Here is a 25,507-nt window from a genome sequence, read left to right on the forward strand (position 1 = left end):
GGCCATGAGCGAGGGGCTGACCGGGCCCCGGCAACGGTGACCAGGGAGATACACGCGTGAGAGACAACCAACGGGCCCTCACCGAGGACCAGTGGCGGCATGCCAAGCAGATCTGGGACTACCACCAGATGCATCACGAGGCCCGGCCGGCCGACGTGGCGATCGGCCTGGGCAGTCACGACCTCGGAGTGGCCGCGTTCGCCGCCGAGCTGTATCACGCCGGGTTCTTCCCGCACCTGGTCTTCACCGGCGGCAACAGCCCCACCACCGCCAAGGTGTTCCCGCGCGGTGAGGCCGTGCACTTCCGCGAGCACGCCATCGGTCTCGGTGTTCCCGCTTCGGTGATCCTGCTGGAACCGCACGCCGGGAACACCGGGCAGAACATCACCTTCTCCCGCGAGGTGCTGGCTGTTGCCGGGATGACACCGAAGAGCGTGCTGCTGGTCTCCAAGCCTTATATGGAGCGGCGATCCTTCGCCACCGCCCGCAGACTGTGGCCCGAGATCGAGATCATCTGTGCCTCGGAGCCGCTGGAGTTCGACGACTATCTCAAGAGCATCGGCGACGAGAGACTCGTCCTGGACATGCTCGTCGGCGACCTCCAGCGGGTGGTCGAGTATCCGAAGCTCGGTATCGCCATCGAGCAGGACGTCCCGGAGGACGTGCATGCCGCGTACGAGTATCTCCTCGCTGACGGCTTCGACAGCCGTCTCCTGAGGATCTGATCTCCTCGCCCCGGGCAGCCGTGGGGTGTTGAGCGGATTGTCCGCAACGTGCCCCCGGCTGCGGTACCGTGATCGCATCATCACCCTCTGTGCGTATGCGCACATGGGGCGGCCCCCGGTGGTGTTAGCAGCACCGGTCCGGAGGCCTTCACCCACGAGTGGAAAACGAGTCCACCAGGATGCTTTGGCATGCTACCGCGCCGGTTCGGCGCTATACGAAGGCTTCGCACGACATCGTGCGTCATCCGGGTCTTTGCAGCGACGCGAAGATCCTTCTCCTGTACATCCAGGGGCTCCCCGACGACCGGACGCATCTGCCGCTCAGCGAGCACGCACGGAAGCTGGGTCTCAAGGGGCGCGCGTTCCAGAGGGCCAAGGAACAGCTCGTCGGCCTCGGGTTCGTTCATGAGCGGCGGGTCACCGGAGAGCGGGGGCTGTGGATCACTCATCAGCTCTTCTCCAATGTGCCGTTGACCGACGCGGACGCCCTCGCCGTCTGGTGGGAGGCGGGTGTCGACGTCGGAATGCCTCCGAGTACGCAGTTTCCGACCGTCGGCCAACCGGCCCCTCGGACAACTGCTCACCAACTACCGGTAGACGAAGAACGGGAGAAGAACACATCCCACCCACCCACCGAAGCGGCCGACGCGGAAAGCGGTGCTCACAGCCCGCTGCCCGAAGAAGCTGAGGCGGAGGGGGTGTTGTTGTCGTTGCGGCATTCCCATCGCGATCTGCACCTCGGTGTCGCCGAGGCCCGTGCTCTCGTCGGGCAGGCCGTCGAGTGGCTGCGGCGCGGGATCTCCGGCGGTGAGCTCCGGCGCGTACTGACCAGCGATCTGCCACCCGGCGGGGTCCGGTCCGCCGTGGGGTTCCTCCGTCACCGGCTGGTGCAGAAGATGCCCGAGGGGGAGCGTCACGCTCCTGCCGTCCCTGTCGTCCCTGCCGTCCCAGCGGGAGCCGTGGGTGCCGTGGGTGCCGTGGGTGCCGCAGGGATTGCGGGAGCCGCTGGGGCCGCGTGTCCCGAGGCCTCGTCCCCTGCGGGCGTGGCGTGTCCTGAGGCCTCGCCGCCTCGGCCCGTCGCTCCCCGGTACGTTCCCCCGTTGATCACCTGCCGAGGACCCGGGCCCGAGCATGTCTTCCGGTCCCTGGCGGGAGAGACCGAGTGCCCGGAGTGCCAACAGGCCGCAGCCTGGGCGCACTGGGCCGCCAGAAGGGCCGCCGACCTCGGCGTGGACCTCGCGGGTGACGCGGCGGCGGCCGTGGACGCCGGGCGGGAACCGGGCGGGTGGCGGGCGCGGCTCGCCGCTGCCGCCTCCGGGGCCACCTTCAGCACGTGAGGGGCCTACGCCTGGCCCACCACCGCCCCCGCCCGGTCGATGCAGATCACGTCGACCGCGACCGGCGCGCCCCGCAGCACCGCGAGGGCCTCGTCGCGGGCGCGGGCCGCCACCAGGTCGCCGAGGGGGACGCCCGCCGCCTCGCACAGGCGGAGTGCCGCCAGCCCCGTGTTGGCGACGGCGACCTCCGCCGCCAGGGACTCGTCCGCGCCGCCGTGGCGGGCCAGTTCGGCGAGGAACCCCTTGTCGACCTGGGAGCGGGCGGAGTGCAGGTCCAGATGTCCGGCCGCGAGCTTCGACAGCTTGGCGAACCCGCCGCAGATCGTGAGCCGTGCGACCGGATGCCTGCGCACGTACTTCAGCACGGCGCCCGCGAAGTCCCCCATGTCCAGCAGGGCGATCTCCGGCAGCCCGTACTCGGCCACCACGGTCTTCTCCGAGGTGGAACCGGTGCAGCCCGCCACATGCGTGAGCCCGGCGGCGAGCGCCACATCGACCCCGCGCCGGATCGAGTCGATCCAGGCCGAGCAGGAGTACGGCACCACGACGCCGGTCGTGCCGAGGATCGAGAGGCCGCCCAGGATGCCGAGCCGCCCGTTCCACGTGGAACGGGCGATCTCCTCGCCGTGGTCCACGGAGACGGTGATCTCCACATCCGCCGTGCCGCCGTGCTCCGCCGCCACCCGGGCGACGTGCTCGCGCATCAGCTGCCGGGGTACGGGATTGACCGCGGGCTCCCCGACCGCGAGCGGCAGTCCGGGCAGCGTGACCGTGCCCACGCCCGGCCCCGCCCGGAACACCACCCCGGACCCGGGCGGCAGCTTCCGCACCGTGGCCCGTACCAGCGCCCCGTGCGTCACGTCTGGGTCGTCGCCCGCGTCCTTCACCACCCCCGCCATGGCGGCCTGCTCCGGCCCGTCCGACAGCTCCTCCACCGCAAGCGCGAACGCGGGCGTCTGCCCCCTGGGCAGGGTGATGGTCACCGGGTCGGGAAAGGTGCCGGTCAGCAGTGCCGTGTACGCGGCCGTCGTCGCCGCCGTCGCACAGGCCCCGGTGGTCCATCCCGGCCGCAGACCGGTGTGCTTGAGTTGTGCGCTGCGCCCGCCCTGCGGCTCGCTGCTCTGCGGCTCACCGCTCATGGGGGCCTCGCTGCTCATGGAGAGGGACCGTGGTGATGGTGATGCATGTGCTCGTCCTCGGCGGGACGACCGAGGCCCGTCGCCTCGCCGAGTCCCTGGCGGAGCACAGGGAGGCGGGCGGGGACATCCGGGTGACCAGTTCGCTCGCCGGGCGGGTGGCCGGACCGAGGCTCCCGCCGGGCGAGGTCCGCATCGGCGGCTTCGGCGGCACGGACGGGCTCACCGCGTGGCTGCGGGAGCACGAGGTGGATGCGCTCATCGACGCCACCCATCCTTTCGCCGGGACGATCAGTTTCCACGCGGCCGTCGCGGCCGCCACGGCCCATGTTCCCCTGCTGGCGCTGCGCCGGCCGGGCTGGGTACCCGGGGACGGCGACCGGTGGCACCCGGCCGGGTCGCTGGACGAGGCGGCGGAACTGCTGCCCGCGCTGGGGGAGCGGGTGTTCCTCACGACCGGCCGGATGGGGCTCGCGGCGTTCGCCGGGCTGGACGCGCTGTGGTTCCTGATGCGCTCGGTGGACGCCCCGGAAGGGCCCTGCCCGCCCCGGATGGAGGTGCTGCTCGACCGGGGGCCGTTCACCCTGGACGGGGAACGGGAGCTGATCCGCCGCCACCGCCTCGATGTCCTCGTCACCAAGGACAGCGGAGGCGACGCGACCGCCCCGAAGCTGACCGCCGCCCGCGAGGCCGGTATCCCGGTCGTCGTGGTCCGGCGGCCACCCGTCCCCGAGGGGGTCCCGGTGGCCGCCACCCCGGAGGAGGCCGTGGCCTGGCTGCGAGGTGTGGGCAGACCCTAGGCCGCCGGGCCCTCCAGGCCCTCCCGGGCCTCCGAGGCCTCCAGGGCTTCGAGGGCCTTGTGGGCCTGCCCGGCCGCCCGGCTGCCCGGCCGCCTGGCCTCCGGGGCCTGCCCGGCCTCCTAGTCCTCCGTGGCCTCCGGGTACCGCCTCGGTGTCCACACGATCTGCTGCCCGTCGCCGCCCCGCCGCACCCACCGCGTCTGCGACGAGCCCACGATCAGGATGGTCCGCATGTCGACCTCCGCCGGGTCGAGATCGGCGAGCCGCACCGTACGCACGCTCTCGGCCGGCCCGCCGACGTCCCGGCCGAGCACCACGGGCGTGTCCGGCGAGCGGTGTTCGAGCAGCAGGTCGCGCGCCTTGCCGACCTGCCAGGTCCGGCTCTTCGAACCGGGGTTGTACAGGGCCATCACCAGGTCCGCCGCCGCCGCCGCGCGCAGCCGTTCCGCGATGACCTCCCACGGCTTGAGCCGGTCGGACAGCGAGATCGTGGCGTAGTCGTGGCCGAGCGGGGCGCCCGCGCGGGCGGCTGCCGCGTTGGCCGCGGTCACTCCCGGCAGGACCCGTACCGCGATGTCCGCGTAGGCGTCCTGCGAGGCCACCTCCAGTACGGCCGTCGCCATGGCGAAGACGCCGGGGTCGCCGCCCGACACCACGGCCACCCGCCGCCCGCGCCGGGCCAGGTCGAGGGCGAACTCGGCGCGCTCGGACTCGACCTTGTTGTCGGAGCCGTGGCGCGCCTGGCCCGGCCGTACCGGCACCCGGTCCAGATACGTCGTGTACCCGACCACGTCGTCGGCGGCGGCCAGCGCCCCGCGCGTCTCGGGCGTCAGCCACAGCGGCCCGGCGGGTCCGGTGCCGACCACGACCACCTCGCCCGCGCCCGGCGCCCGCTCGGGGCGGGCCGCGTCGATCCGGCTCGGCAGCACGGCGACCGCGAAGTACGGGACGGAACCGGCCTCCACGTCCGCCAGGTCGCCGGTGCGCTCCCCGGCCATCGTGGCGCGCTCCACGTACCGGGCCTCGGGCAGCCGCCCCGACGCCTCGAACGCACGGCGCACCGCCGGGAACGTACGGCCCAGCTTCATCACCACCGCGGAGTCCGTGGCCGCCAGGCGGGCCGTCAGTTCCTCCTCGGGCAGCGTGCCGGGCAGGATCGTCAGGATCTCCTCGCCCTCGACGAGCGGTGTGCCGAGCCGGGCCGCCGCGGCGCTGACCGAGGTGACGCCGGGGACGACCTCGGTGTCGTACCGGTCCGCGAGCCGCTTGTGCATGTGCATGTACGAGCCGTAGAAGAGCGGGTCGCCCTCGGCGAGCACGGCGACGGTGCGCCCGGCGTCCAGGTGCACCGCGAGCCGGGCCGCGGCCTCGGCGTAGAACTCCTCCAGGGCGCCCCGGTAGCCGCCCGGGTGGTCCGTGGTCTCCGTTGTGACGGGGTAGACCAGCGCCTCCTCGATGTGGTCGGCGCGCAGGTGCCCGGCGGCGATGGAACGGGCGATGGAACGGCCGTGCCGGGCGCTGTGGTACGCCACGACATCGGCCTCGCCGATGACCTGGACGGCGCGTACGGTCATCAGGGACGGGTCGCCGGGACCGAGCCCCACGCCGTAGAGCCTGCCCGTCCTGCCCGCCTTGCCTGCCTTGCTCACGCTGTCGCTCACTACTCTTCCTCGCTGGCGATCGCGTTGAGCGCTGCCGCCGCTATCGCGCTGCCGCCGCGGCGGCCACGCACGATCAGGTGCTCCAGGCCGGACGGGTGGGCCGCCAGGGCCTCCTTCGACTCGGCGGCACCGATGAAGCCGACCGGGACCCCGATGACGGCGGCGGGGCGCGGGGCGCCCTCCTCGATCATCTCCAGCAGCCGGAACAGGGCGGTGGGCGCGTTGCCCACGGCCACGACGGCGCCCTCCATCCGGTCGCGCCACAGCTCCAGGGCCGCCGCGCTGCGCGTGGTCCCCATCTTCGCCGCGAGCTCCGGCACCGCCGGGTCGGACAGGGTGCACACCACGTCGTTGTCCGCCGGGAGCCGCTTGCGGGTGACCCCGCTGGCGACCATGGCCACGTCGCACAGGATGGGTGCGCCGGCGCGCAGCGCCGTACGGGCGTGGGCCACGGCGTCCGGGGAGAAAGCGAGATCGCGTACGAGGTCGACCATGCCGCAGGCGTGGATCATCCGGACGGCTACCTGGCTCACATCGGCGGGCAGACCGGCCAGATCCGCCTCCGCGCGGATGGTGGCGAAGGACTGGCGGTAGATCGCCGGTCCGTCCTTCTCGTACTGATGCACAGTGCTGTCGCTTTCTTCTTCGTCCAGGGGACAGGGGACAAGGGGACAGGAACGGGTCGGGGCGGGGCGGGGCTGGTGGACTGGGCTGGGCTATGCGTACACGGTCACCGGTGCCGGTGACCGTGCCGTGTACCGGTCAGGCACGGGCTTCGGCGACCGCGGCGGCGAGCGCGGCCGGATCGTCCCGGACCGTCACCGGAGCCTCGCGGCGGTCCCCCCGTACGTGCGAGATCCGGTGCCCGTCCGCGGTGGCCACCACGTCGATCCACTCCCCGTGCGGATGGCCGCACCGGCGTTCGCACCCGGACCAGTACACAGGTAGCCGCCCGAGCGGTCCGACGGCGGCCCCCGCCTCGGCCCGCACATCGGCCAGGGACTTCGCGCAGCCCGGGTGCCCGATGCAGGCTCCCACGCCGGTCCAGGGGGAGTCGGGCCCGGTGATCAGCCCGGCGTCGGCGAGGGTACGGAGCGCCTGCGGGGCATCCCGCGAGGGGAGCCCGGGGACGACCACCCCGCGCCACGGGGTGAGCCGCAGTTCGCCGGAGCCCCGGTGCCGGGCGATCCCGGTGAGGAGCCGCCACTGCGCCGGGCCGAGCCGCCCGAGCGGTACGCCGGTACTGAGCGCGGTCCGGCCGTGCGGCCCGGCCACCGCACCCGGGGCCGGGGGACGAGCGGCGCGCGGGCGTTCGCGGTGGACGGCCGGGCCCTGCGGGCGGACCCGCCGCGCGACCTCGTCCGGCAGCGCGGCGCGGGCTCCGTCGGGCAGGTCCTTCACCCGCCAGGCACCGGTCTCCCGGGCCAGGCCGAGGAACACCTCGGCGGCGAGGAGCGCGGCGCGGGGACCGTCGGAGGCGGGCAGCCGGAACACCGCGTCGTCGCCCCCGACCCGCAGCAGCGCGCCCGCGCCGTCCGCGATCAGGGTCACATCGGCGCCGAGGGCGTCCACATCGCCGCGGCCGTCGTCGAGCGCGAACAGGAAACGGCCCGAGAGCCCCGTCGCCCGCTCGCTCCCGCAGAGCAGCGCGTCCAGCCCGGTCAGCCAGGAACGGATGTCCGGGAGCCCGCCGCCGTCGATCCCCGAGAGCGGCGAGGCGACGATGTTGCGCACCCGCTCGTGCGCTTCGGAGGGCAGCAGCCCGGCGTCGCCCAGCGACCGGGCCAGCTCCGCCCCGCAGCCGGGAGCCAGCCCGCGCAGCTGGACGTTGCCCCGTGAGGTGAGATGGAGGTCACCGTCGCCGAGCCGCCCGGCCACCGTCAGCAGGGCCTCGGCCCGGTCGGCGGTCAGCACTCCACCGGGCACCCGGACCCGCGCCAGCGCACCGTCGTCCGCCCGGTGCAGCCTCAGCGTTCCCGGACAGGCATCGCCACCGCTCGGGACGGCGGAGGCACCCGTGGACCGGGGCGAGAGGGCGGAATCGGACATGGCGGCGAGCATACCGACCGCCCACCCCACGCTCCCTGTGACCTACAACTCCGGCCCTCCACCACGGGCAGCACCGGCCCCAACTCCATCCCACCGCCCCCACCCGCCCCAGGTCGCACCGGCCCCCAACTCCAACCCACCGGCCTTCCAGCCGGCCCTCCACCACGCGCAGCCCGGCCCTCCACCACGGGCAGCGCCAACCTTCCGCACCCGCGCCCACCCACTGCCGCACCCCACCCGCTTAGGATGCAGGCGGCGGGCCATACGGTCCGTCATCGCCAGACGGCGACAGGGGAGGAAGCCCGGTGAGAATCCGGCGCGGTCCCGCCACTGTGAGCCCGGCCGACACAGCGGCCGGGCGAGTCAGGAACTCCCTTCCCCACGCTCTCGGACCGACCCGGTCCGCCTGAGCACCGGGGAGCCCACTTCGACACCGCCCGGGGCGTGGACACCCCGAGGAAGGCCTGACGCAGCATGATCCTGCTCCTGTCGACGTCCGACACCGACCTGCTGAGCGCCCGCGCCTCCGACGGCCCGGTCAGCTACCGCTACGCCAACCCCTCCCGGCTCCCGCTGGACGGCCTTCCGCAGCTCCTGGACGGCGTGGACCTCGTCGTCGTACGTCTCCTCGGCGGCGTACGCGCCTGGCAGGAAGGGCTGGACCAGCTGCTGGCCGCGGGCCTCCCGGTCGTGGTGCTGACCGGCGAGCAGGCCCCGGACGCCCAGCTGATGGCCGCGTCCACCGTGCCCATCGGCATCGCCGCCGAGGCACACGCGTACCTGGCGCACGGCGGCCCCGCCAACCTCGGCCAGCTGGCCCGGTTCCTGTCCGACACCGTGCTGCTCACCGGCCACGGCTTCGAGCCGCCCGCCCCGGCCCCCGCGTGGGGCCCGCTGGAGCGGACGGCCCGGGAGACCGACGCGTCGGCGCCCACCGTCGCCGTGCTGTACTACCGCGCCCACCACATGAGCGGGAACACCGCGTTCGTCGAGGCGCTGTGCACGGCCGTCGAGGACGCGGGGGCCCGCCCCCTCCCGCTGTACGTGGCCTCGCTGCGTACCCCGGAGCCCGAGCTGATCGATGAACTCCGCGCCGCCGACGCCATCGTGACCACCGTGCTCGCGGCGGGCGGCACCCGTCCCGCCGAGGCGTCGGCGGGCGGCGACGACGAGTCCTGGGACGCGGGCGCGCTGACCGGTCTCGATGTGCCCGTCCTCCAGGCGCTCTGCCTCACCAGCCCCCGGGCCGCCTGGGAGGAGAACGACGAGGGCGTCTCCCCGCTGGACGCCGCCACCCAGATCGCGGTGCCGGAGTTCGACGGCCGCCTGATCACCGTGCCGTTCTCCTTCAAGGAGATCGACGAGGACGGTCTGCCCGCGTACGTCGCCGACCCCGAGCGCGCCGCCCGGGTCGCCGGCATCGCCGTACGGCACGCCAGGCTCCGCCACATCCCGAACGCGGAGAAGCGGATCGCGCTCGTGCTGTCCGCGTACCCGACCAAGCACTCCCGCATCGGCAACGCCGTCGGTCTCGACACCCCGGCCAGCGCCGTCGCGCTGCTGCGCCGGCTCCGCGCCGAGGGGTACGACTTCGGCCCCGAGGACGCGATCCCCGGCCTCGTCTCCGGCGACGGCGACGAGCTGATCTACGCCCTGATCGAGGCGGGCGGCCACGACCAGGAGTGGCTGACCGAGGAGCAGTTGGCACGCAACCCGGTGCGGATCCCGGCGGCCGACTACTGCCGCTGGTTCGCCACGCTCCCCGCCGATCTGCGCGAGGCCGTCGAGCGGCACTGGGGCCCGGCGCCCGGCGAGATGTTCGTGGACCGGTCCGTGAACCCCGAGGGCGACATCGTGCTCGCGGCCCTGTGGCGCGGCAACCTGCTCATCCTCATCCAGCCGCCGCGCGGCTTCGGCGAGAACCCGATCGCGATCTACCACGACCCCGATCTGCCGCCCTCGCACCACTACTTGGCCGCGTACCGCTGGATCGCCGCGTCCGCCGACGACAACGGGTTCGGCGCCGACGCGATGATCCACCTCGGCAAGCACGGCAACCTGGAGTGGCTGCCCGGCAAGAACGCGGGCCTGTCCGCGTCCTGCGGCCCGGACGCGGCACTGGGTGACGTCCCGCTCGTCTACCCGTTCCTGGTCAACGACCCGGGCGAGGGTACGCAGGCCAAGCGCCGCGTCCACGCCACCCTGGTCGACCACCTCGTACCGCCGATGGCCCGCGCGGACAGCTACGGCGACATCGCCCGGCTGGAGCAGCTCCTGGACGAGCACGCCCAGATCGCCGCGATGGACCCGGCGAAGCTCCCGGCGATCCGGGCGCAGATCTGGACCCTGATCCAGGCGGCGAAGCTCGATCACGACCTGGGGCTGGAGGACCGCCCCGAGGACGAGGGTTTCGACGACTTCATCATGCATCTCGACGGCTGGCTCTGCGAGATCAAGGACGTCCAGATCCGCGACGGTCTGCACGTCCTGGGCACCGCCCCGGCCGGTCCGGACCGCGTCAACCTGGTCCTGGCGATCCTGCGCGCCCGCCAGATCTGGGGCGGTACGGCGTCCCTGCCCGGTCTGCGCGAGGCCCTCGGCCTCGACGAGTCCGCCGCCACCCGCACCGCCGCCGACGACATCGAGGAGCAGGCCCGCGCCCTGGTCCAGGCGATGGAGGACGCGGACTGGGACCCGGCCGCCGTCGAGGCGGTGGCCGCCGGACACCCCGCCGCCGTCGCCGACATCCTCGGCTTCGCCGCGCACGAGGTCGTGCCGCGCCTCGCCGCGACGACCGACGAACTCGCCCACGCCGTCCACGCGCTGAACGGCGGCTTCGTCCCGGCGGGCCCGTCCGGGTCCCCGCTGCGCGGTCTGGTCAACGTGCTGCCGACCGGCCGCAACTTCTACTCGGTCGACCCGAAGGCCGTCCCCTCCAAGCTCGCCTGGGAGACCGGACAGGCCCTCGCCGACTCGCTCCTGGAGCGCTACCGCACCGACAACGGGGACTGGCCCACCTCGGTCGGCCTGTCCCTGTGGGGCACCAGCGCGATGCGCACGGCGGGCGACGACATCGCGGAGGCGTTCGCCCTGCTCGGCGTCCGCCCCGTCTGGGACGACGCCTCGCGCCGTGTGACGGGCCTGGAGGCGATCCCGTACGAGGAACTGGGCCGCCCCCGCATCGATGTCACGCTGCGCATCTCCGGCTTCTTCCGCGACGCGTTCCCGCACACCATCGGTCTGCTGGACGACGCCGTACGGCTCGCCGCCTCGCTCGACGAGCCGGCCGAGCACAACTACGTACGCGCCCACACCCAGGCGGACCTGGCCGAGCACGGCGACGAACGCCGGGCCACCACCCGTATCTTCGGCTCCCGCCCCGGTACGTACGGCGCGGGCCTGCTCCAGCTCATCGACTCCCGGGACTGGCGCACCGACGCCGACCTCGCGGAGGTCTACACGGTGTGGGGCGGATACGCCTACGGGCGCGAGCTCGACGGCCGGCCCGCCCGCGAGGAGATGGAGACCGCGTACAAGCGGATCGAGGTCGCGGCGAAGAACACCGACACCCGCGAGCACGACATCGCGGACTCGGACGACTACTTCCAGTACCACGGCGGCATGGTCGCCACCGTGCGCGCGCTGAAGGGCACCGCGCCGGCCGCGTACATCGGGGACTCCACCCGCCCCGAGACCGTCCGCACCCGCACCCTGGTCGAGGAGACGTCCCGCGTCTTCCGCGCCCGGGTCGTGAACCCCAAGTGGATCGAGGCGATGCGCCGCCACGGCTACAAGGGCGCCTTCGAGCTGGCCGCGACCGTCGACTACCTCTTCGGGTACGACGCGACGACGGGCGTGGTCGCCGACTGGATGTACGACAAGCTCACCGAGACGTACGTCCTGGACCCGACGAACCGGGAGTTCCTCCAGCAGGCCAACCCGTGGGCCCTGCACGGCATCGCGGAACGCCTCCTGGAGGCCGAGTCGCGCGGGATGTGGGCCAAGCCCGACCCGGCGGTGCTCGAAGCGCTGCGCCAGGTCTTCCTGGAGACGGAAGGCAACCTGGAGGGCGAGGACTGACAGGGGTCCGGAGTGATCCGGTCCGGAGGCGGACCGGATCACCGGAGTGGGGCGAACCACCGGTGGTGCCCTTCCCCGCACGGCACAATCGCGTCCATGGGGACGACTGATTCCGGGCTGCAAGAGACCACGGGGCCGATAGCCCTGATCCGCGGATTCCTGGCCGGGGGGACGACCGGTGCCGCACTGGCGGGCATGGTCTCCGGGGTCGTCCTGGAGCGGGTGCCCCTCCTCCTGCTGGGGGCCGGGCTCCAGGTGGTCACCGTCACGGTGCTGCTGGTCGTGGACAGCTGGATCAAGGCCAGGAGGGGGAAGCCGGTCACCCGTACGGCACTCGCGCTGATCGAGGACCTGCGCGCCATCGGGGGCGAGTCGGCGGACGTCCCGGTCAGGTTCGATCTGACGGTGGCCCCGGAGGACCGCCCCGCGTACCGGGTCACCACCAGCCAGTCGGTCAACCTGGTCGACCTCCCCACCTACCGGCCGCAGGGCATGACCGTGGTCGAGTACCGCCCCGACGAGCCGTGGGAGGTCGAGATCGTCACCCGGCCGTCGCCGGAGTGGGCGCGTCGGGCGGAGACGGAGAAGGCGGACTCGGCGCCGGAGTCCAGCCGGGTGGCCGCGCCGGTCCGGAGCCGGGCAGGCTGCTTCGGCGGGCTCGTGGGGCTTCTGATCGGCGCGGCGGTCGTCGTGCTGCTGTTCCGGGGCGAACTGTTCGCCGACGACGGTTCGGCAGGCGCGAAGTCGTCCTCGTCCTCCTCCACGACCTTCTCGTCGTCCACGACGGTGTCGGGGCCCACGTCGTCGATGCTGGACATCGGCCGGATGCGCGAGACCGCCGAATCGCTGACGGCGCGGGTGGGTACGCCGACGGTCGCCGACCTCTCCATCGACGAGCACCGCATGGCGGTGAGCGGTGAGGCCGGCGGGCCGCAGGACGGAATGCACGCCATCGACCTGCGGACGCTCCCGTACGAACTCTTCCCCGGCCTGGTGCGCGAGGCCCGGAACACCCTGGGCGTGCGCGACCCCGGGGCCTGGCGCATCGACGTGGAACCGGCATCGGGCGACCGGGCCCTGACCATCCGGGTGTCGGTGACGGGCGGGGGCGCCAAGGCGTCGCTGGAGGCGGACGCGCAGGGCAGGATCACGAAGCGCCACCCGAACTGAGCGCGGGGCGGACGGGGTACGGGGCAGAAGGGCTCCGGATCTACGGGGCAAGGGGCTACGGGGCAGAGGGGCTATCGGCGCGCGGCGCGCGGCGCGCGGCAGCAGGGCTACGGGGCTCGGGGCGCGGGCACGAGTACGGCCCCCGGAAACCCATGGTCTCCGGGGGCCGTCCCCTTCCTGCTCACTGCCCGCCGCGGTGGCGGGCGGTCATCAGTTGGCGTCCACCCGCTCGTGCGGGGGAACGGTCACCGTACGGGCGCCGGGCTTGCCGCCCAGGACGACCTTGCGCAGGGCGCTGTTGTTGGTGAGGTCGGTCTCCTTGAGCCGCTTCTCCGGGTTGGCCAGCACCTGGATGTAGTAGGTGCCGTTCGCCAGGCCGGTGATGTCGAAGGACTGGCCGGGGAGGTCCTGGGTGTAGGTGTCACCGGAACCGACGTCGAGCACCTCACGGACGGAGATCGAGTTCTCCTGGCCGCACGCGGTGGACAGGTCGGTGTTGTCCGGGTGCCAGTTGGCGTTCTTCACCGTGTAGTCGACCGCGTCGGTGTTGGCCAGGCAGAAGGCCTCCTTGCCGCTGCGCACGGTCTCCTTCTTGTCGGCCTTCAGCAGCCGGTAGCTGGCGAAGTCGGTGAAGTGCCAGTGCTCGTGGCCGGGGCGCGGGTCCCACTCCATGGTGCCGGTCGGGGTGTAGCCGACCTGCTTGCCGTTGGCGTCGTAGAAGTACTGGTACGCGTCCATCAGCTCCTTGCCCGGAGAGCGGAAGCCGTCCACGACGAGCTTGGCCGGGCCGGCGTTCCACACATTGGCGCTGAAGGCCAGGTAGTCCTTGCCCGGGACCTCCTCGTAACCGTCGCTGACGGTGATGCCGTAGGCGGGCAGCGAACGGAGGTCCGGCTTGGGAACGTCGGGCACGCTCGCCTTGCCGGTCGGCCGCTTCGCGTTGGGCTGCACGGCGGGCGCCTTGCGGGACCCGTCGGTCCGGCCGGGCCCGTCGCCCGCCTGCGCGGACGCGGCGGACTTGAGGGCGGCCTTCTTGATCGCCCACGGCAGGGCGGGCGGCGCGGGCGCGTAGGGCCCGTGACCCACGTTGTACGAGGGACCGGCGCCGCTCGTCGCGGCGGCCGGGGCGGGCGAACGCATCGCACCGTGACCCGGCATGCTGTGCCCGGACATGTCGTGCCCGGACATCTTCGACATGTCGTGCCCGGACATCGCGGAGGCGCCGGAGACGCCCTCACCCTCCTCCCAACTGCGCTCGCGGACGGTCACCTTGACGGTCTGGGGCTTGTCCGCCATGCCGAACAGATCGCGGTAGGCCTTCGTCACGGACACCTTGGCGGTGTACTTCCCGGCGGGCAGCACGACCGGCGTGGAGTAGTAGCCCGCGTAGGTGTTGGACGCCCAGCCGTTCTCGACCCCCCAGACCGAGCCGAGGGTGAACGGGTTCACCGGGCAGCTCTGGGGATACTTCGAATTGGCCGGCGCCTCGGGGTGGATACGCCCGGACGCGTTGTTCGGACAGAACGCCTCGGTCTTGTCCAGCACGGTCTTCCCGGCCGCGTCCTTGACGGTGATCTTCGCGAAGTCGGGCAACCCCGCGAAGTCCTTCAGCAGTCGCTTGGGCAGGGTCTTGGTCCCTGTCTGCTTGCCCTTCGCGTCCCGGATGATCTGCTTCGCGATGATCGGGTCGTTGTAGGACTTACGGTTCACCCTGAGTTCGAGGGGACCGTTCTCGGCGGTGACGTACGTGCCGAGGTCCAGATAGACGCCGGGGTCCTCCTTCCACGAGTCGAGGGTCACGGAAGTGGAAGCGGCGATCAGGCTGAGCTTCGGCGTCGGCGCGGCCTTCTTGGCGTCAGGTGCGGCGGCGACGACGCCCGCGGTCACGGCGATGGCCGCGGCGGCTGCGATCGCCGAACGCGACATGCGGGCCTGGTGGGATCTGGTCATCATTCCTCGTACTTCCGAGTGCCTGATGGGACGTGGACGGACAGCGCCGCACCGGTGCCCGGCCGCGAAAACTGTCTCCCGCCTGTGAGAGATGCGGTACGGCCCCCGGGGTTGTCTGCGCAGCCGCGACACGTCCATCGTTGTCCGAAACCCAGTCAATGAGGCTGAATCCAGACGTAGTTGAGCCATACAGACATGAGGTGAAGGGCACGCTCATTCGTCGATCGAACACGAACTCGCAGAATGGGATCCCGTATGCCCTTGATCTTCGTGAACTACCGAACGAACGACGAAGAGGCCACCGCCACCCTCGTGGACAGGGAACTCTCGCGGATCTTCGGAGACGAGAACGTCTTCCGCGCGAGCAAGTCCATCCGTCCGGGAAGCCGGTACCCCCGGGAACTGCTCAGAGCCGTCCGGCGCACCAGTGTTCTGCTGGCGGTGATCGGTCACAGATGGCTGGAGGCCGGAGGAACCGGCACCCGCAGTGCCCTGGAGGACGAGAACGACTGGACACGGCGGGAGATCGAGGAGGCGCTGGAGAACGGTGCGGTCGTCATCCCTCTCCTGGTCGCCGGAGCGAGGCGCCTGCGGTCCGAGGATCTGCCGGTGGCGCTCGGAGATCTCGCCGACTGTCAGTATCGCCGTCTCGACCACCGCAACGCGGCGGCCGATCTGGGGAGGCTGGCGGACGACCTGATCACCCTGCTCCCGGAACTCGCCACCGCCGCACGGAACCACGGTCACGGTCACGGTCATGACCACAGGGACATGGACGGCAGCGGCAGCGGCACCGCTCGTGCGCGGGAGGGGGCGCGGACGGGGTCGCGCGCGGGGGCGGTCAGCAATCGGCGACGCGGAGGCATGGGAAACCTCAACGGAGACTTCTCCGGGACATTCGTCAGTGATCCCCGGGGCCCGGTGCACACGGGCAGCGGCCACCTCTACGCCGAGCAGCGCCCGGACCGGGGCGGGCGGCCTGTGGACGGGGCACGGTGACCGGCGCGGGCGGCACATGGGTCAGCGATCCGCGGGGGCCGGTGAACAACGGGGCCGGGAATCAGTACGTCTTCCAGCGGTTGACCGGCGGGGACGAGCGCCCGACCGGAACAGGCCTCCCTCGGCTGAGCATCACCCAGCAGCACCGGCGTCGGCTGGGCGGCTGCTTCGTACGCCCACGGGGGTTCGGCCGGGCAGCCGAACGGCTGGCGGCTCCTGGTGCCGCGGTGCTGGTGGACGGTGCGCCCGGGAGCGGCCGGCGTGCGGCGGCGACGATGCTGCTGGAGGGGACCTCGGTGCCGGGCGGCCGGATCGAGGAGCTGCCGCCGGTCTGGGAGGCGGGCGCTCCCGACGTCTCGGCGGACGACCGCTGTCTGATGGACCTGTCGCATGTAAGCCTCGCCGGCTACCCCGAGGCTCAGCACAGCCTCCTGCGCCACCTCGCCCTCGTCGAGAGGTGCGGCGCGCGCCTGGTCGCGATACTTCCGGCGGGCGCGGCGTCGATGCTGCACATGGACCTGTTCCCTTTGACCGTACGTCTCGAACGGCCCCGTGGGCGGGCGGTGTTCAGCCGGTACCTCCGGGTGCGGGGCGTGGCGTTCGAGCCGGAGCAACTGGACACCGCGTACCTGGCCCGCATGTTCGCCACAGCTCCTCTACGGGAACTGGCCCGCCTGGCGGAGCTGGTCGTCCAGGCGCGGGACGGGGACGGGTACCGGGACGGCGCGGACTTCGCGGCCTGGCTGGGCGAGGCCATGGACACCGTGACCGACCGGTCGGCCGAGGCCGCCGGGCACGTACGGCGGCATCGGGGTGCTCCCCAGCGCGCTCTGCTGCTCGCGGCGGCCATGAACAGCGGCGCCGCGTCCCCGGCGGTACTGGACGCGGCCCGCTGTCTGCTGTCCGTACTGGACCACCCGCAGGACCGGACACCCGGCCTCGAACAGGCGGACGTCGGCGAGCGGCTGGAGGAACTGTCCCTCGGCCGGGACGACGGCGGGCGGGTGACGTTCACGACGCCCGGCTACGACAGCGCGGTCGGGCGGTACTTCTGGGAGAACTTCCCCGATCTCCATACGGATTTCCGCGACTGGGTGGGCAGGTGCGTGGAACTGCCCGCATACACGGCGGAGGACCGCGCACGCCTGATCCGCCGATTCGCGGAGCGGACCCTGTCGGCCGCTCGCCCGGACGACCTGTGCGACCTCGTCGAGCGGTGGACCCGTCCTCCGGCGGGCGGGCGCCTGCGCGCCGAGGCCGCGGCGGCGCTGGAACTGGGGCTCAGCCACGACCGGTACGGTTCGCGGTTCCGGTCCCGGGTCCACGGCTGGGCGGCATCCGAGGAGACATCGCCCGATCTCGCTCGGGTGCTCATGGACGTACGCCGACGATGGGGCCCCTACGGGACCGCGGAAGCGGCCGGTCCGGCGTACCTGGGGCAGACGGACGGGAACCGCCGCTCCGGCAGACGGCTGCTCCGAAGGATCCTGCCCCGGAGGCGGCCTGCGGAGATCCCGTCCGGTACGGGGGCGTAGCACGGCTCGCGTATCCCCGCCCGGACCAACGGAACGGCGCCCTCTCCCGTGGTGCGGGGAGAGGGCGCCGGCGCCACTGTCGGGACAGCCCTTAGCGACGGGCGGCCGTCGCCGGGGCAGCCGCGGCGGACCGTTCGATCAGGCCGTTGATCTGCTGGTCCCCGTGGGCGTCCATGGGCATGGAGTAGTCGCCGACCGCCCAGAACCTGCCGTCGGCGCCGGCCGGAGCCAGGTCGTAGAAGGAGTAGGACGGCCACTGGGTGTCGCCGTCGGGTGCCGACGCTCCGGGTTCCTTGGTCCAGGTGGTGCCGTCGTAGTGCCAGAAGACCGGCCCGGCGGCGACCGGATCGGTCTTGTCGTTGCCGGTGACCCACAGACCGCCGCGGCCGTCGGAACTGATCGCGTGGAGGTAGAGATCGGCGAGCGAACCGGTGACGTCCTGCCACGTCGTGCCGTTCCAGTGCGCGACGCCGGGGGCGGGCGGTCCGCCGTCGGCGTCGTCGGCCCATCCGGCCACGTAGACACTGTCCGGGGCCGCCGCGGTGATCTTCGCGGTGTCCGTACCGGCGGGGACCGGGGGCTGGTCCATCAGGGTCCAGGTCGTCCCGTCCCAGTGGTACGTCACCGGGTGGCCGCCGTTGACCGGGTACCGCATGCCGGTCGCGTAGGCGTCGTCCGCCGAGAGGGCGTCGATGTCCCGGATGTCGACGAGGTACGGCAGCGTGAAGGTCTGCCAGGCGCCGTCGGCGTACGTGTAGAGGGCGTTGCCGCCCTTGAACAGCCGCCCGGGAACGGCGTCGATCGGGACCTCCGGCCATGAGTCGTCGGCGGGGCCGGCCGTGGGAACGGTGGTCCAGCGCTCGCCGTCGTAGTGGACGAGCGCCTGATCCCTGTTCACCGTTCCGTAGGCCCATACGTCGTCGGCGGCGACGGCGCTGACCGCCGACCACTGCCAGACGTCGGGCAGCCCCGGGGCGGTGTCCTCGCTCCAGTTCTCCCCGTCCCAGCGCATGATGACGCCGGTCTGTCCCTTTCGGCCGACGGCCCAGGCCAGATCCTCGTCGACGGAGGACACGGACATCAGGGACTCGGCCGGGCTGTCCCCGGAGAGCGAGACCTCCCAGCCGGGCGCCGTCCCGGCCGCCTGGGCGCCGCCGGCGGTGAGCAGAGTGGCGGCGAGCGTCAGTGAGGCGGCCGCTGTGCGCAAGAGGTGCCTTGCAAGCATCGGTGAGCGTTCCTTTGCGGTGAGAGAGCTCTGTCCGAATGACGTGTGCAGGCCAGAGAGCTACTGGCCGACGAACCAGACTCACGACGGCGCCGAACGGTTGTAACAGGCCATTTCGATGACATCGTCGGCCAGGGGCGGGAGCCGCCCGTGTTCTCCGGAACCGGGTGCGCCGGTCCGGAGCGGCACCCGGGACCCGACGATCACGTCACGGAGGCAGGGCGCGGGTCGCCGCGGAAGACCTGCCCGGTGTGCCAGGACCGATGGCACTCCGCGATCGGGCTCGTGCCCGGCTGGGGGCCGGTCAAGGGGCGGCCGGCGAGCGCCGTCACCTGATCGCGGGCTGCCGGGCTCCGCCCGACGAACTTCTGCGACACCAGGATGCGGTGGCCTTCGCCGACGCCGAGGACACCCTTGTCGAACAGCTTGTGATGCAGCGCGCACAGGCACAGTCCGTTGTCGACGTCGTCCGGACCGTCGAACGCCCACCAGCGCACATGCGCGGCCTCCAACCCGACCGGCACCGCGCCGAGTCTGCCGTCGAAGCCGCAGAAGGCGCACTGGTACTCGTAGGCGGTCAGCACCATCTCCCGCATTCGCCGGTCCCGTTGCCGTCGCCCGGCCCGGAGGGGTTCGGGCGCCACCGGCTCCAGGTCCAGGCCCACCGCCTCGCGCAGTTCGTCGTGGAGCGACGGCGGGAAGTGCTGATCGAGCAGCACCCGGGTGATCCGGCCGAGCAGCGACGGCTCACGTCGCAGGGCCGCCCGCAGCTCCGGCACCAACCGCCCGGCCGCGCCCGTCGCTCGCAGCTCCAGCACCCCGGTGCCGGGACTGCCGGGTCCCCGATCGGTACGTACTTCCCACACCCCGTCGCTGACCAGATGGTGAAAGGGGTAGGCGGGTGTCGTCCTGTTGGCGGGCCCGTACTCGGCGAGCAGCCGCTTCAGGTCCTCCTCCACCCCGCTGTACCGCAACTCGCCGTCGGCGTCCTCCCGGAACCGGCCGAGGGCGTACAGGAGCAGCAGGGGTTTGTGCGGAGCCCGTATCCCGTTCCCGGTCCATTGCCTCAGCTTCGCCGCGCGTTCGAGCCAGTCCATGACCGGCGATCGTAGGCGACGTCACCGGGAGGGGAGCGGGCGTCGGACCGCGACCGGCCGGGGCCTTCGGCCATTCCCCGTCGCGCCGGTGGAAGGAGCGGTCGTAGCTGTTCGGCCCGGAATGCCGCAGAAATTCTGTCACGGGCGTTCAATTCGGGGGTCAAGCGGAATGTTCATGGAAACTGTAGATAATTCCGGCAGTGATGGGCGAACTTGAGCCAATCGCGATGCCGCGCGTTGCACGCCCGTGGCGGTGGGGCAGCGGTCCCTGCGGCTCGATGGGCTGTGGCTGAGGTTCGCCACCTCCGTCGAAGGATCGGTGCAGACATCCGTTCCGACGATTATCGAACGGGGGTTTTCGGCCCCGAAGTGGAGAGCTCTTGCGGGTCCGATGGCGTCATGCGCATGATGGATCGTGGAAATCGAAACATTGCTTCTGTACGCACAGGTCTTTCGAGTCGCGCACGTGTCTGGTGATTGAGGGCCGGTCGTCGATTGATTCGGCCGGCATGGGTGGAAGTCCATTTTCCTGAATTCGAGGGTGAAGCCCCGGCTCGCGTCGCGCGACTCGACCTGGTTTCGAATCGAAAGGGAGTTCAGGAGTGACGGTCAATTGGCCACCGACGTACTACACCAGTGAGCAGCACTTCACCCTGGAGCAGGAGCGGATATTTGAGCGCTCCTGGCAGTGTGTGGCACGCTCCTCGGAGATCGCCGAAGTCGGATCATTCGTGCGTGTGAATGTGGGGAGGGAGAGCGTTCTCCTCGTACGCAAGGCCGCCGGCGAGATCCGCGCCCTGATCAACCTGTGCCGCCATCGCGGTGCCCGTCTCTGCCTTGAGGATAAGGGGAATTTCGGCGGCTCCATCCGCTGTCCCTACCATGGATGGACCTTCAGCCTCGACGGTCACCTCACCGCGGCCCCCTTCATGCGTGACCTCCCGCCCGAGACGAAGGAGCGGCACCTCTTCACCGCCGGTGTCACCGAATGGCTCGGCTATGTCTGGGTGAACCTCGACCCCGACGCGGCACCCCTGGAGGACCAGGTCGGACCGCTGATCCGGGAACGCTTCGGCGATGACGACGTCCCGGGCAACTACGGCTGCGACGAATTAAGGGTTGCCAAGGAGGTGGTCTACGAGGTTCCGGCGAACTGGAAGATTCTCTATGAGAATTTCTGTGAGTGCTACCACTGTCCCACCATGCATCCGGAAATTTGTCAGATCCTTCCGAGCTGGCGCACCGGATACGGGACGGTAAGCGGCCCCGAAGGTCCTTTGAAACGTGGTTCCGCACTGGCTGAAGGGGCCACCGGTTTCTCGCTCTCCGGAAAATCGGCGGCGGCCCGGCTGCCCGGTGTTCCGGAAGGTGATGCCCGCACCTTCCATGGAATCCTGCTCTGGCCCAATGTGCACCTCATGTTCATTCCGGACCATGTGATGTGTATGCGGTTCGAACCAGTGGGCCCCGACCGCACCAAGGTCCTCACACAGTGGCTCTTTCATCCCGAGGCCATGAATGACCCCGACTTCTCCCCGGAAGATGCCGCGGCGCTCGTGGATGTCACGGCCCGCGAGGACTTCGAAGCCTGTGTCAGGGTTCAGAAGGCGGCGGGGTCCCGGTACTTCGAGGAGTTCCACACTCCGCACGAGAGCCTCATCGTCACGTTCCGGGAGTGGGTCCTGGAGCAGCTGGAAAAGAAGGAGGAGAAAGTCTTGGCGATTTAGCGGGGCCGTGCCCGCGTGCACCGGGAGAATGATTTCTGTACCCCAGGCGGAACCTGTGCCTGGGGTATGACCCGTTCCATGTCACCCCAGGGCCATGTGGGCGCCGAGTCCCAGAATCAGAGCGCTGGACACCACGGCGGTGACCTTTCGACCTCGTGGGCCGGTGATGAAGCGGCCGAAAACCGCCCCTCCGCCGGCAAGCAGCAACTGCCAACTCGCGGACGCGGTGACGACAGCCGCGAGGTAGACCGTCGATTCTGCCCACGATGCCTCCTGGAGGGCCTGATGTCCGAGGATGAGCGCGACGAAGTACAGGGCGGGCCACGGGTTGAGCGCTGTGAGCGCCAGGAACATCACGAACGACCGGCGTGGGCTGACGGCCTTCTCCTCAGGTGGCCTCCGGACCGCGCCGTCCTTCTGCTTCCGCAGTCCGGCAACGGCGATCCGCGCGGCCATCACCGCCAGGACCAGGAAGGCCGCCCAGCGCAAGGGTTCGGAGAAGGGCTGGATCGCCGTGGCCACAGCAGCTCCTCCCACGACGGCGACCACGGCGTAGAGCGCATCCGCCGTCGTCGCGCCGATCGCCGCCGCGGCCCCGACGCGGAACGAGGTCCGGGCCGTCAGATTGATCATCAGTACGGCGACGGCTCCCACCGGGATCGCGAGACCGTATCCGGCCAGCGCTCCCGCGACAGCGGAATCGAACACAACAGGCCTCCAGCGGGCTCGGAGCGGACAGTGTGGGAGGCGGATCCGCACGGGCCCCTGCGCGAGCGTCGATCGTCGTGGGCGCGGATCCTCATTCTCGTCCGGGCGTCCTGACAGCGTCCATTGGAAAGTTCCACACCGTTCCGTTCGGAGAAGCCACATGATCGACCCTCGTCTGCGGGCTCTGCGCGCCCTGCACGCGGAAGGAACCGTCACCGCCGCGGCGGCTGCTCTGCACCTCTCGCCCCCCACGGTCTCGCAGCAGCTTCGGCAGCTGTCGGGCGAACTCGGCCTGAAACTCCTGGAACCGGCGGGCCGGAGGGTTCGGCTCACTCCCGCCGCGCTCGCACTGGTCGGGCATGTGGAGGCCATGAACGCCGAATGGGAACGGGCCGAGGCCGTCCTGGACTCCCACCGGGAAGGAACCGCCGGCCTCCTGCGGATCACGGGCGTCGCCAGCGCCCTCGCCCGGGTGATCGCCCCGGCGGCACGGACACTGCGCGACCGGTTCCCCCAGATGGTCTGCCGCCTCGACGAGTATCCCGACGAGGACCGCCTCAGCCTTCTGCTCGCCCACCGGGTGGACATCGCCGTAGTGATCGCCGCCTTCGACGTCTCGTCCACGGGAGGCGGCCTCTTCGAACACGTGACGCTGACGGAGGAACCCCAGGACCTGGTCGTACCCGATCACCATCTCCTCGCCCGCCGTGAATCCGTACGCCTGGCGGACGCCGCCCAGGAGACCTGGATCCAGGCGGGGGACCCCAGGGACCAGCACCCGGTCCTCCTGCACGCCGCGGCAGCCGCGGGGTTCACCCCACGCGTGGCACACAGCGCGATCGACTGGACGGCCGTCGCCGCCCTGGTCGCCCACGGACACGGCGTCTGCCTCATGCCCCGGCAGGCGCCATTCCCTCAGGACCTGCCCCTCCGGCGCGTCCCCCTGACCGGCCCGGCAGCCCCCGTGCGAAGGCTCCTGGCCTGCGTACGGCCCGGCAGCCGGGCGCAGGTTCTCATCGCGCGCGGTCTGGACGCGCTCCAGGACGCGGCCACCCAGCAGCCGAGCCCATGGCCGCACACGCCCCCTGGCGCCGCCGAGTCGAAGGGGTGAGCAACATGCTCGCCACCTCGGCGTCAGCCGCCACACCACGGCGCCCCCGCGTGCTGGGCATCACACACCGGAAGGCCGGCCACGCGGTGCTCGGGCGGGAGCTGTTGAACGAGAAGACCAGAGCCGCAACCACCAACGTCGAAGGGCCCCGCAGCAAGCTGCGGGGCCCTTCGACGTATTGCCCGGTGAGAGCAATGGCGGAGGATACGAGATTCGAACTCGTGAGGGGTTGCCCCCAACACGCTTTCCAAGCGTGCGCCCTAGGCCACTAGGCGAATCCTCCGCGGCAAACAATACAAGACGTTGGGGAGTGCTCGCGAACCTGTTCCCCCGTTGATCGTCCTGGGCGGTTCCGGAGCCGGGTGGCGGGGTGGGCGGGGGTGGACCGGAGGGGGTGGGGATCCGCTAAGGTGGGCGTCAGCCCCTCACGTGGCGCTATCTGACTGAACTCCCCCAGGGCCGGAAGGCAGCAAGGGTAGGTTGGCTCTGGCGGGTGCGTGGGGGGCCCTTTGCGTTGTCCGGGCGGGCTCCCGCGTTGTCCGGGCGGGCTCCGCTCCGGGGCCGCCGGGCGGTACGGGGCCGGTTGTCGGTCCGTCCCGATAACCTCGTAGGTGTGTCGTCCCTTGCGCTGTACCGCCGCTATCGCCCCGAGTCGTTCGCCGAGGTCATCGGTCAGGAGCATGTCACTGACCCGCTGCAGCAGGCCCTGCGTAACAACCGGGTCAATCACGCGTACCTGTTCAGCGGGCCGCGCGGCTGCGGGAAGACGACCAGTGCGCGCATCCTCGCCCGCTGTCTGAACTGTGAGCAGGGCCCGACGCCGACCCCGTGCGGCGAGTGCCAGTCCTGCCAGGACCTCGCGCGCAACGGGCCGGGTTCCATCGATGTGATCGAGATCGACGCGGCATCGCACGGTGGCGTGGACGACGCCCGTGACCTGCGCGAGAAGGCGTTCTTCGGTCCCGCGTCGAGTCGCTACAAGATCTACATCATCGACGAGGCGCACATGGTCACCCCGGCAGGGTTCAACGCCCTGCTGAAGGTGGTCGAGGAGCCGCCGGAGCATCTCAAGTTCATCTTCGCGACCACCGAACCCGAGAAGGTCATCGGCACGATCCGGTCGCGTACGCACCACTACCCGTTCCGGCTGGTCCCGCCGGGGACGCTGCGCGGGTATCTCGCCGAGGTCTGCGCCAAGGAGAACAGCGCCGTCGAGGACGGAGTGCTGCCGCTGGTCGTGCGGGCCGGTGCGGGATCCGTGCGTGACTCGATGTCCGTCATGGACCAGTTGCTAGCCGGCGCGGGCGACGACGGTGTGACATACGCCATGGCGACCTCGCTGCTCGGGTACACGGACGGGTCCCTGCTCGACTCCGTCGTGGACGCCTTCGCGGCGGGTGACGGCGCCGCCGCCTTCGAGGTCGTGGACCGGGTGATCGAGGGCGGCAACGACCCGCGCCGCTTCGTCGCCGACCTGCTGGAGCGGCTGCGCGACCTGGTGATCCTGGCCGCCGTCCCCGACGCCGGGGACAAGGGCCTCATCGACGCTCCCGCCGATGTCGTCGAGCGCATGCAGGCCCAGGCGGCCGTCTTCGGTGCCGCCGAGCTGAGCCGCGCCGCCGACCTGGTCAACGAGGGGCTCACGGAGATGCGCGGGGCGACCTCGCCGCGCCTCCAGGTGGAGCTGATCTGCGCCCGGGTGCTGCTGCCCGCCGCCTTCGACGACGAACGTTCGCTCCAGGCCCGGCTGGACCGGCTGGAGCGCGGCGCGTCCTTCGCGGCCCCCGCCGCCGGGCCCGCCGCCGGTCCCGCCCTGGGGTACGTACCGGGGCCGGAGGCTCAGGCCCATGCTCCCGCCGCCCCGGCCGGACAGCCCGGTGGCGGACCCGCCGCGGCCCGTGCGGCGGTACGGGGCGAGGCCCCCGCGCCTCCCGCAGCGCCCGCCCCCGGAGAACCCGCCCCCGCAGCGTTCGCGCCGGTCGCCGCCGAGCCCGTGGCCCACGCCGGGTCCGCCCAGCAGCCCCCGGCACAGGCTCCCGCGCCCGCCCAGCGCCCCGGGTCCTGGCCTGCCGCCGCCGGTACGGAACAGGCGCGCCGACCCGGCGGCTGGCCCACCGCCTCCACGCCCGGCAGCGCGCCCCCCCCCCCCCCCCGCGCCCCCCCCCGCCCCCGGGGGGCCGCCCCCCCCCCCCCCCCC

At 71.7% G+C, this 25,507-nt stretch carries 18 protein-coding genes, 1 tRNA gene, 1 other RNA gene and 1 riboswitch; of the genes, 11 read left to right on the forward strand and 9 right to left on the reverse strand.

The window, feature by feature from the left end; all coding sequences use genetic code 11:
* Positions 1-56: 56 nt before the first annotated feature.
* The gene (locus ABT170_RS38540) at positions 57-725 is read left to right on the forward strand and encodes a YdcF family protein (RefSeq protein WP_351875555.1); all 669 of its coding nucleotides are present in this window, start codon (positions 57-59) and stop codon (positions 723-725) included.
* A gap of 179 nt (positions 726-904) precedes the next feature.
* Positions 905-2,062: a hypothetical protein gene (locus tag ABT170_RS40755; RefSeq protein WP_502970633.1), complete on the forward strand. Its 1,158-nt coding sequence runs from the start codon at positions 905-907 to the stop codon at positions 2,060-2,062.
* Between the two features lie 5 nt (positions 2,063-2,067).
* Here the strand turns inward: ABT170_RS40755 and ABT170_RS38555 are convergent, their stop codons facing one another.
* Entirely contained in the window at positions 2,068-3,219 is a 1,152-nt protein-coding gene (locus tag ABT170_RS38555; protein ID WP_351875563.1) for a cobalt-precorrin-5B (C(1))-methyltransferase, read from the reverse strand.
* Between the two features lie 23 nt (positions 3,220-3,242).
* On the opposite strand from ABT170_RS38555, the gene ABT170_RS38560 reads away from it, so the two are divergent.
* Positions 3,243-3,998, forward strand: coding sequence for a cobalt-precorrin-6A reductase (locus ABT170_RS38560; protein WP_329944958.1), 756 nt, complete (start codon positions 3,243-3,245; stop codon positions 3,996-3,998).
* 119 nt (positions 3,999-4,117) lie between these two features.
* Here ABT170_RS38560 and ABT170_RS38565 read toward each other — a convergent pair whose 3' ends face one another.
* The 3 genes from ABT170_RS38565 to cobG all read right to left on the reverse strand — a co-directional run bounded on the left by ABT170_RS38565 (position 4,118) and on the right by cobG (position 7,720).
* Positions 4,118-5,659, reverse strand: a complete 1,542-nt coding sequence (locus ABT170_RS38565; protein ID WP_351875565.1) for a precorrin-2 C(20)-methyltransferase — start codon at positions 5,657-5,659, stop codon at positions 4,118-4,120.
* Positions 5,659-6,285 (reverse strand): precorrin-8X methylmutase, encoded by a 627-nt coding sequence (locus tag ABT170_RS38570; RefSeq protein ID WP_266932458.1) that lies wholly within the window; start codon positions 6,283-6,285, stop codon positions 5,659-5,661. Before ABT170_RS38570 ends, ABT170_RS38565 begins: the two co-directional genes overlap by 1 nt.
* A 136-nt stretch (positions 6,286-6,421) precedes the next feature.
* The gene (cobG, locus tag ABT170_RS38575) at positions 6,422-7,720 is read right to left on the reverse strand and encodes a precorrin-3B synthase (RefSeq protein WP_351875568.1); all 1,299 of its coding nucleotides are present in this window, start codon (positions 7,718-7,720) and stop codon (positions 6,422-6,424) included.
* Positions 7,721-8,002: 282 nt separating this feature from the next.
* Positions 8,003-8,081, forward strand: a riboswitch (cobalamin riboswitch).
* Positions 8,082-8,182: 101 nt separating this feature from the next.
* On the opposite strand from cobG, the gene cobN reads away from it, so the two are divergent.
* Positions 8,183-11,788 (forward strand): cobaltochelatase subunit CobN, encoded by a 3,606-nt coding sequence (gene cobN / locus ABT170_RS38580; protein ID WP_351875570.1) that lies wholly within the window; start codon positions 8,183-8,185, stop codon positions 11,786-11,788.
* Between the two features lie 96 nt (positions 11,789-11,884).
* Positions 11,885-12,958: a hypothetical protein gene (locus ABT170_RS38585; protein WP_329944865.1), complete on the forward strand. Its 1,074-nt coding sequence runs from the start codon at positions 11,885-11,887 to the stop codon at positions 12,956-12,958.
* A 210-nt stretch (positions 12,959-13,168) separates the two neighbouring features.
* Here ABT170_RS38585 and ABT170_RS38590 read toward each other — a convergent pair whose 3' ends face one another.
* Positions 13,169-14,911 (reverse strand): lysyl oxidase family protein, encoded by a 1,743-nt coding sequence (locus ABT170_RS38590; protein ID WP_329944866.1) that lies wholly within the window; start codon positions 14,909-14,911, stop codon positions 13,169-13,171.
* Positions 14,912-15,163: 252 nt separating this feature from the next.
* On the opposite strand from ABT170_RS38590, the gene ABT170_RS38595 reads away from it, so the two are divergent.
* Both ABT170_RS38595 and ABT170_RS38600 read left to right on the forward strand, forming a co-directional pair.
* Positions 15,164-15,907 carry a toll/interleukin-1 receptor domain-containing protein gene (locus tag ABT170_RS38595; protein ID WP_329944867.1) on the forward strand — a complete coding sequence of 248 codons (744 nt, stop codon included), beginning with the start codon at positions 15,164-15,166 and terminating at the stop codon, positions 15,905-15,907.
* Entirely contained in the window at positions 15,904-17,442 is a 1,539-nt protein-coding gene (locus ABT170_RS38600; protein WP_351875575.1) for a hypothetical protein, read from the forward strand. Before ABT170_RS38595 ends, ABT170_RS38600 begins: the two co-directional genes overlap by 4 nt.
* Positions 17,443-17,533: 91 nt before the next feature.
* On the opposite strand, the gene ABT170_RS38605 is transcribed toward ABT170_RS38600, so the two are convergent.
* Positions 17,534-18,667 (reverse strand): hypothetical protein, encoded by a 1,134-nt coding sequence (locus tag ABT170_RS38605; protein ID WP_329944869.1) that lies wholly within the window; start codon positions 18,665-18,667, stop codon positions 17,534-17,536.
* A gap of 203 nt (positions 18,668-18,870) precedes the next feature.
* Positions 18,871-19,764 carry a phosphorothioated DNA-binding restriction endonuclease gene (locus tag ABT170_RS38610; RefSeq protein WP_351875579.1) on the reverse strand — a complete coding sequence of 298 codons (894 nt, stop codon included), beginning with the start codon at positions 19,762-19,764 and terminating at the stop codon, positions 18,871-18,873.
* 602 nt (positions 19,765-20,366) lie between these two features.
* Here ABT170_RS38610 and ABT170_RS38615 point away from each other — a divergent pair.
* Positions 20,367-21,491: an aromatic ring-hydroxylating oxygenase subunit alpha gene (locus ABT170_RS38615; protein ID WP_351875582.1), complete on the forward strand. Its 1,125-nt coding sequence runs from the start codon at positions 20,367-20,369 to the stop codon at positions 21,489-21,491.
* Between the two features lie 81 nt (positions 21,492-21,572).
* On the opposite strand, the gene ABT170_RS38620 is transcribed toward ABT170_RS38615, so the two are convergent.
* Positions 21,573-22,199 carry a LysE family transporter gene (locus ABT170_RS38620; RefSeq protein WP_351875585.1) on the reverse strand — a complete coding sequence of 209 codons (627 nt, stop codon included), beginning with the start codon at positions 22,197-22,199 and terminating at the stop codon, positions 21,573-21,575.
* A gap of 160 nt (positions 22,200-22,359) precedes the next feature.
* Here ABT170_RS38620 and ABT170_RS38625 point away from each other — a divergent pair, with 160 nt between their 5' ends.
* A complete protein-coding gene (locus ABT170_RS38625; protein ID WP_329944873.1) occupies positions 22,360-23,310 on the forward strand; it encodes a LysR family transcriptional regulator in 951 nt (316 codons plus the stop codon).
* Positions 23,311-23,505: 195 nt separating this feature from the next.
* On the opposite strand, the gene ABT170_RS38630 is transcribed toward ABT170_RS38625, so the two are convergent.
* Positions 23,506-23,593: transfer RNA gene (locus ABT170_RS38630), tRNA-Ser, on the reverse strand.
* Positions 23,594-23,726: 133 nt separating this feature from the next.
* On the opposite strand from ABT170_RS38630, the gene ffs reads away from it, so the two are divergent.
* Together ffs and ABT170_RS38640 are read left to right on the forward strand one after the other, a co-directional pair.
* An RNA gene (gene ffs / locus ABT170_RS38635) (signal recognition particle sRNA small type) lies at positions 23,727-23,823 on the forward strand.
* A 100-nt stretch (positions 23,824-23,923) separates the two neighbouring features.
* Positions 23,924-25,507: DNA polymerase III subunit gamma and tau (locus ABT170_RS38640; protein ID WP_351875589.1), on the forward strand; the 1,584-nt coding region annotated here is incomplete at its 3' end.

Origin of the sequence: Streptomyces sp. NPDC001787 (assembly GCF_040297465.1) — a bacterium.
In the GTDB taxonomy this organism is placed as follows: domain Bacteria; phylum Actinomycetota; class Actinomycetes; order Streptomycetales; family Streptomycetaceae; genus Streptomyces.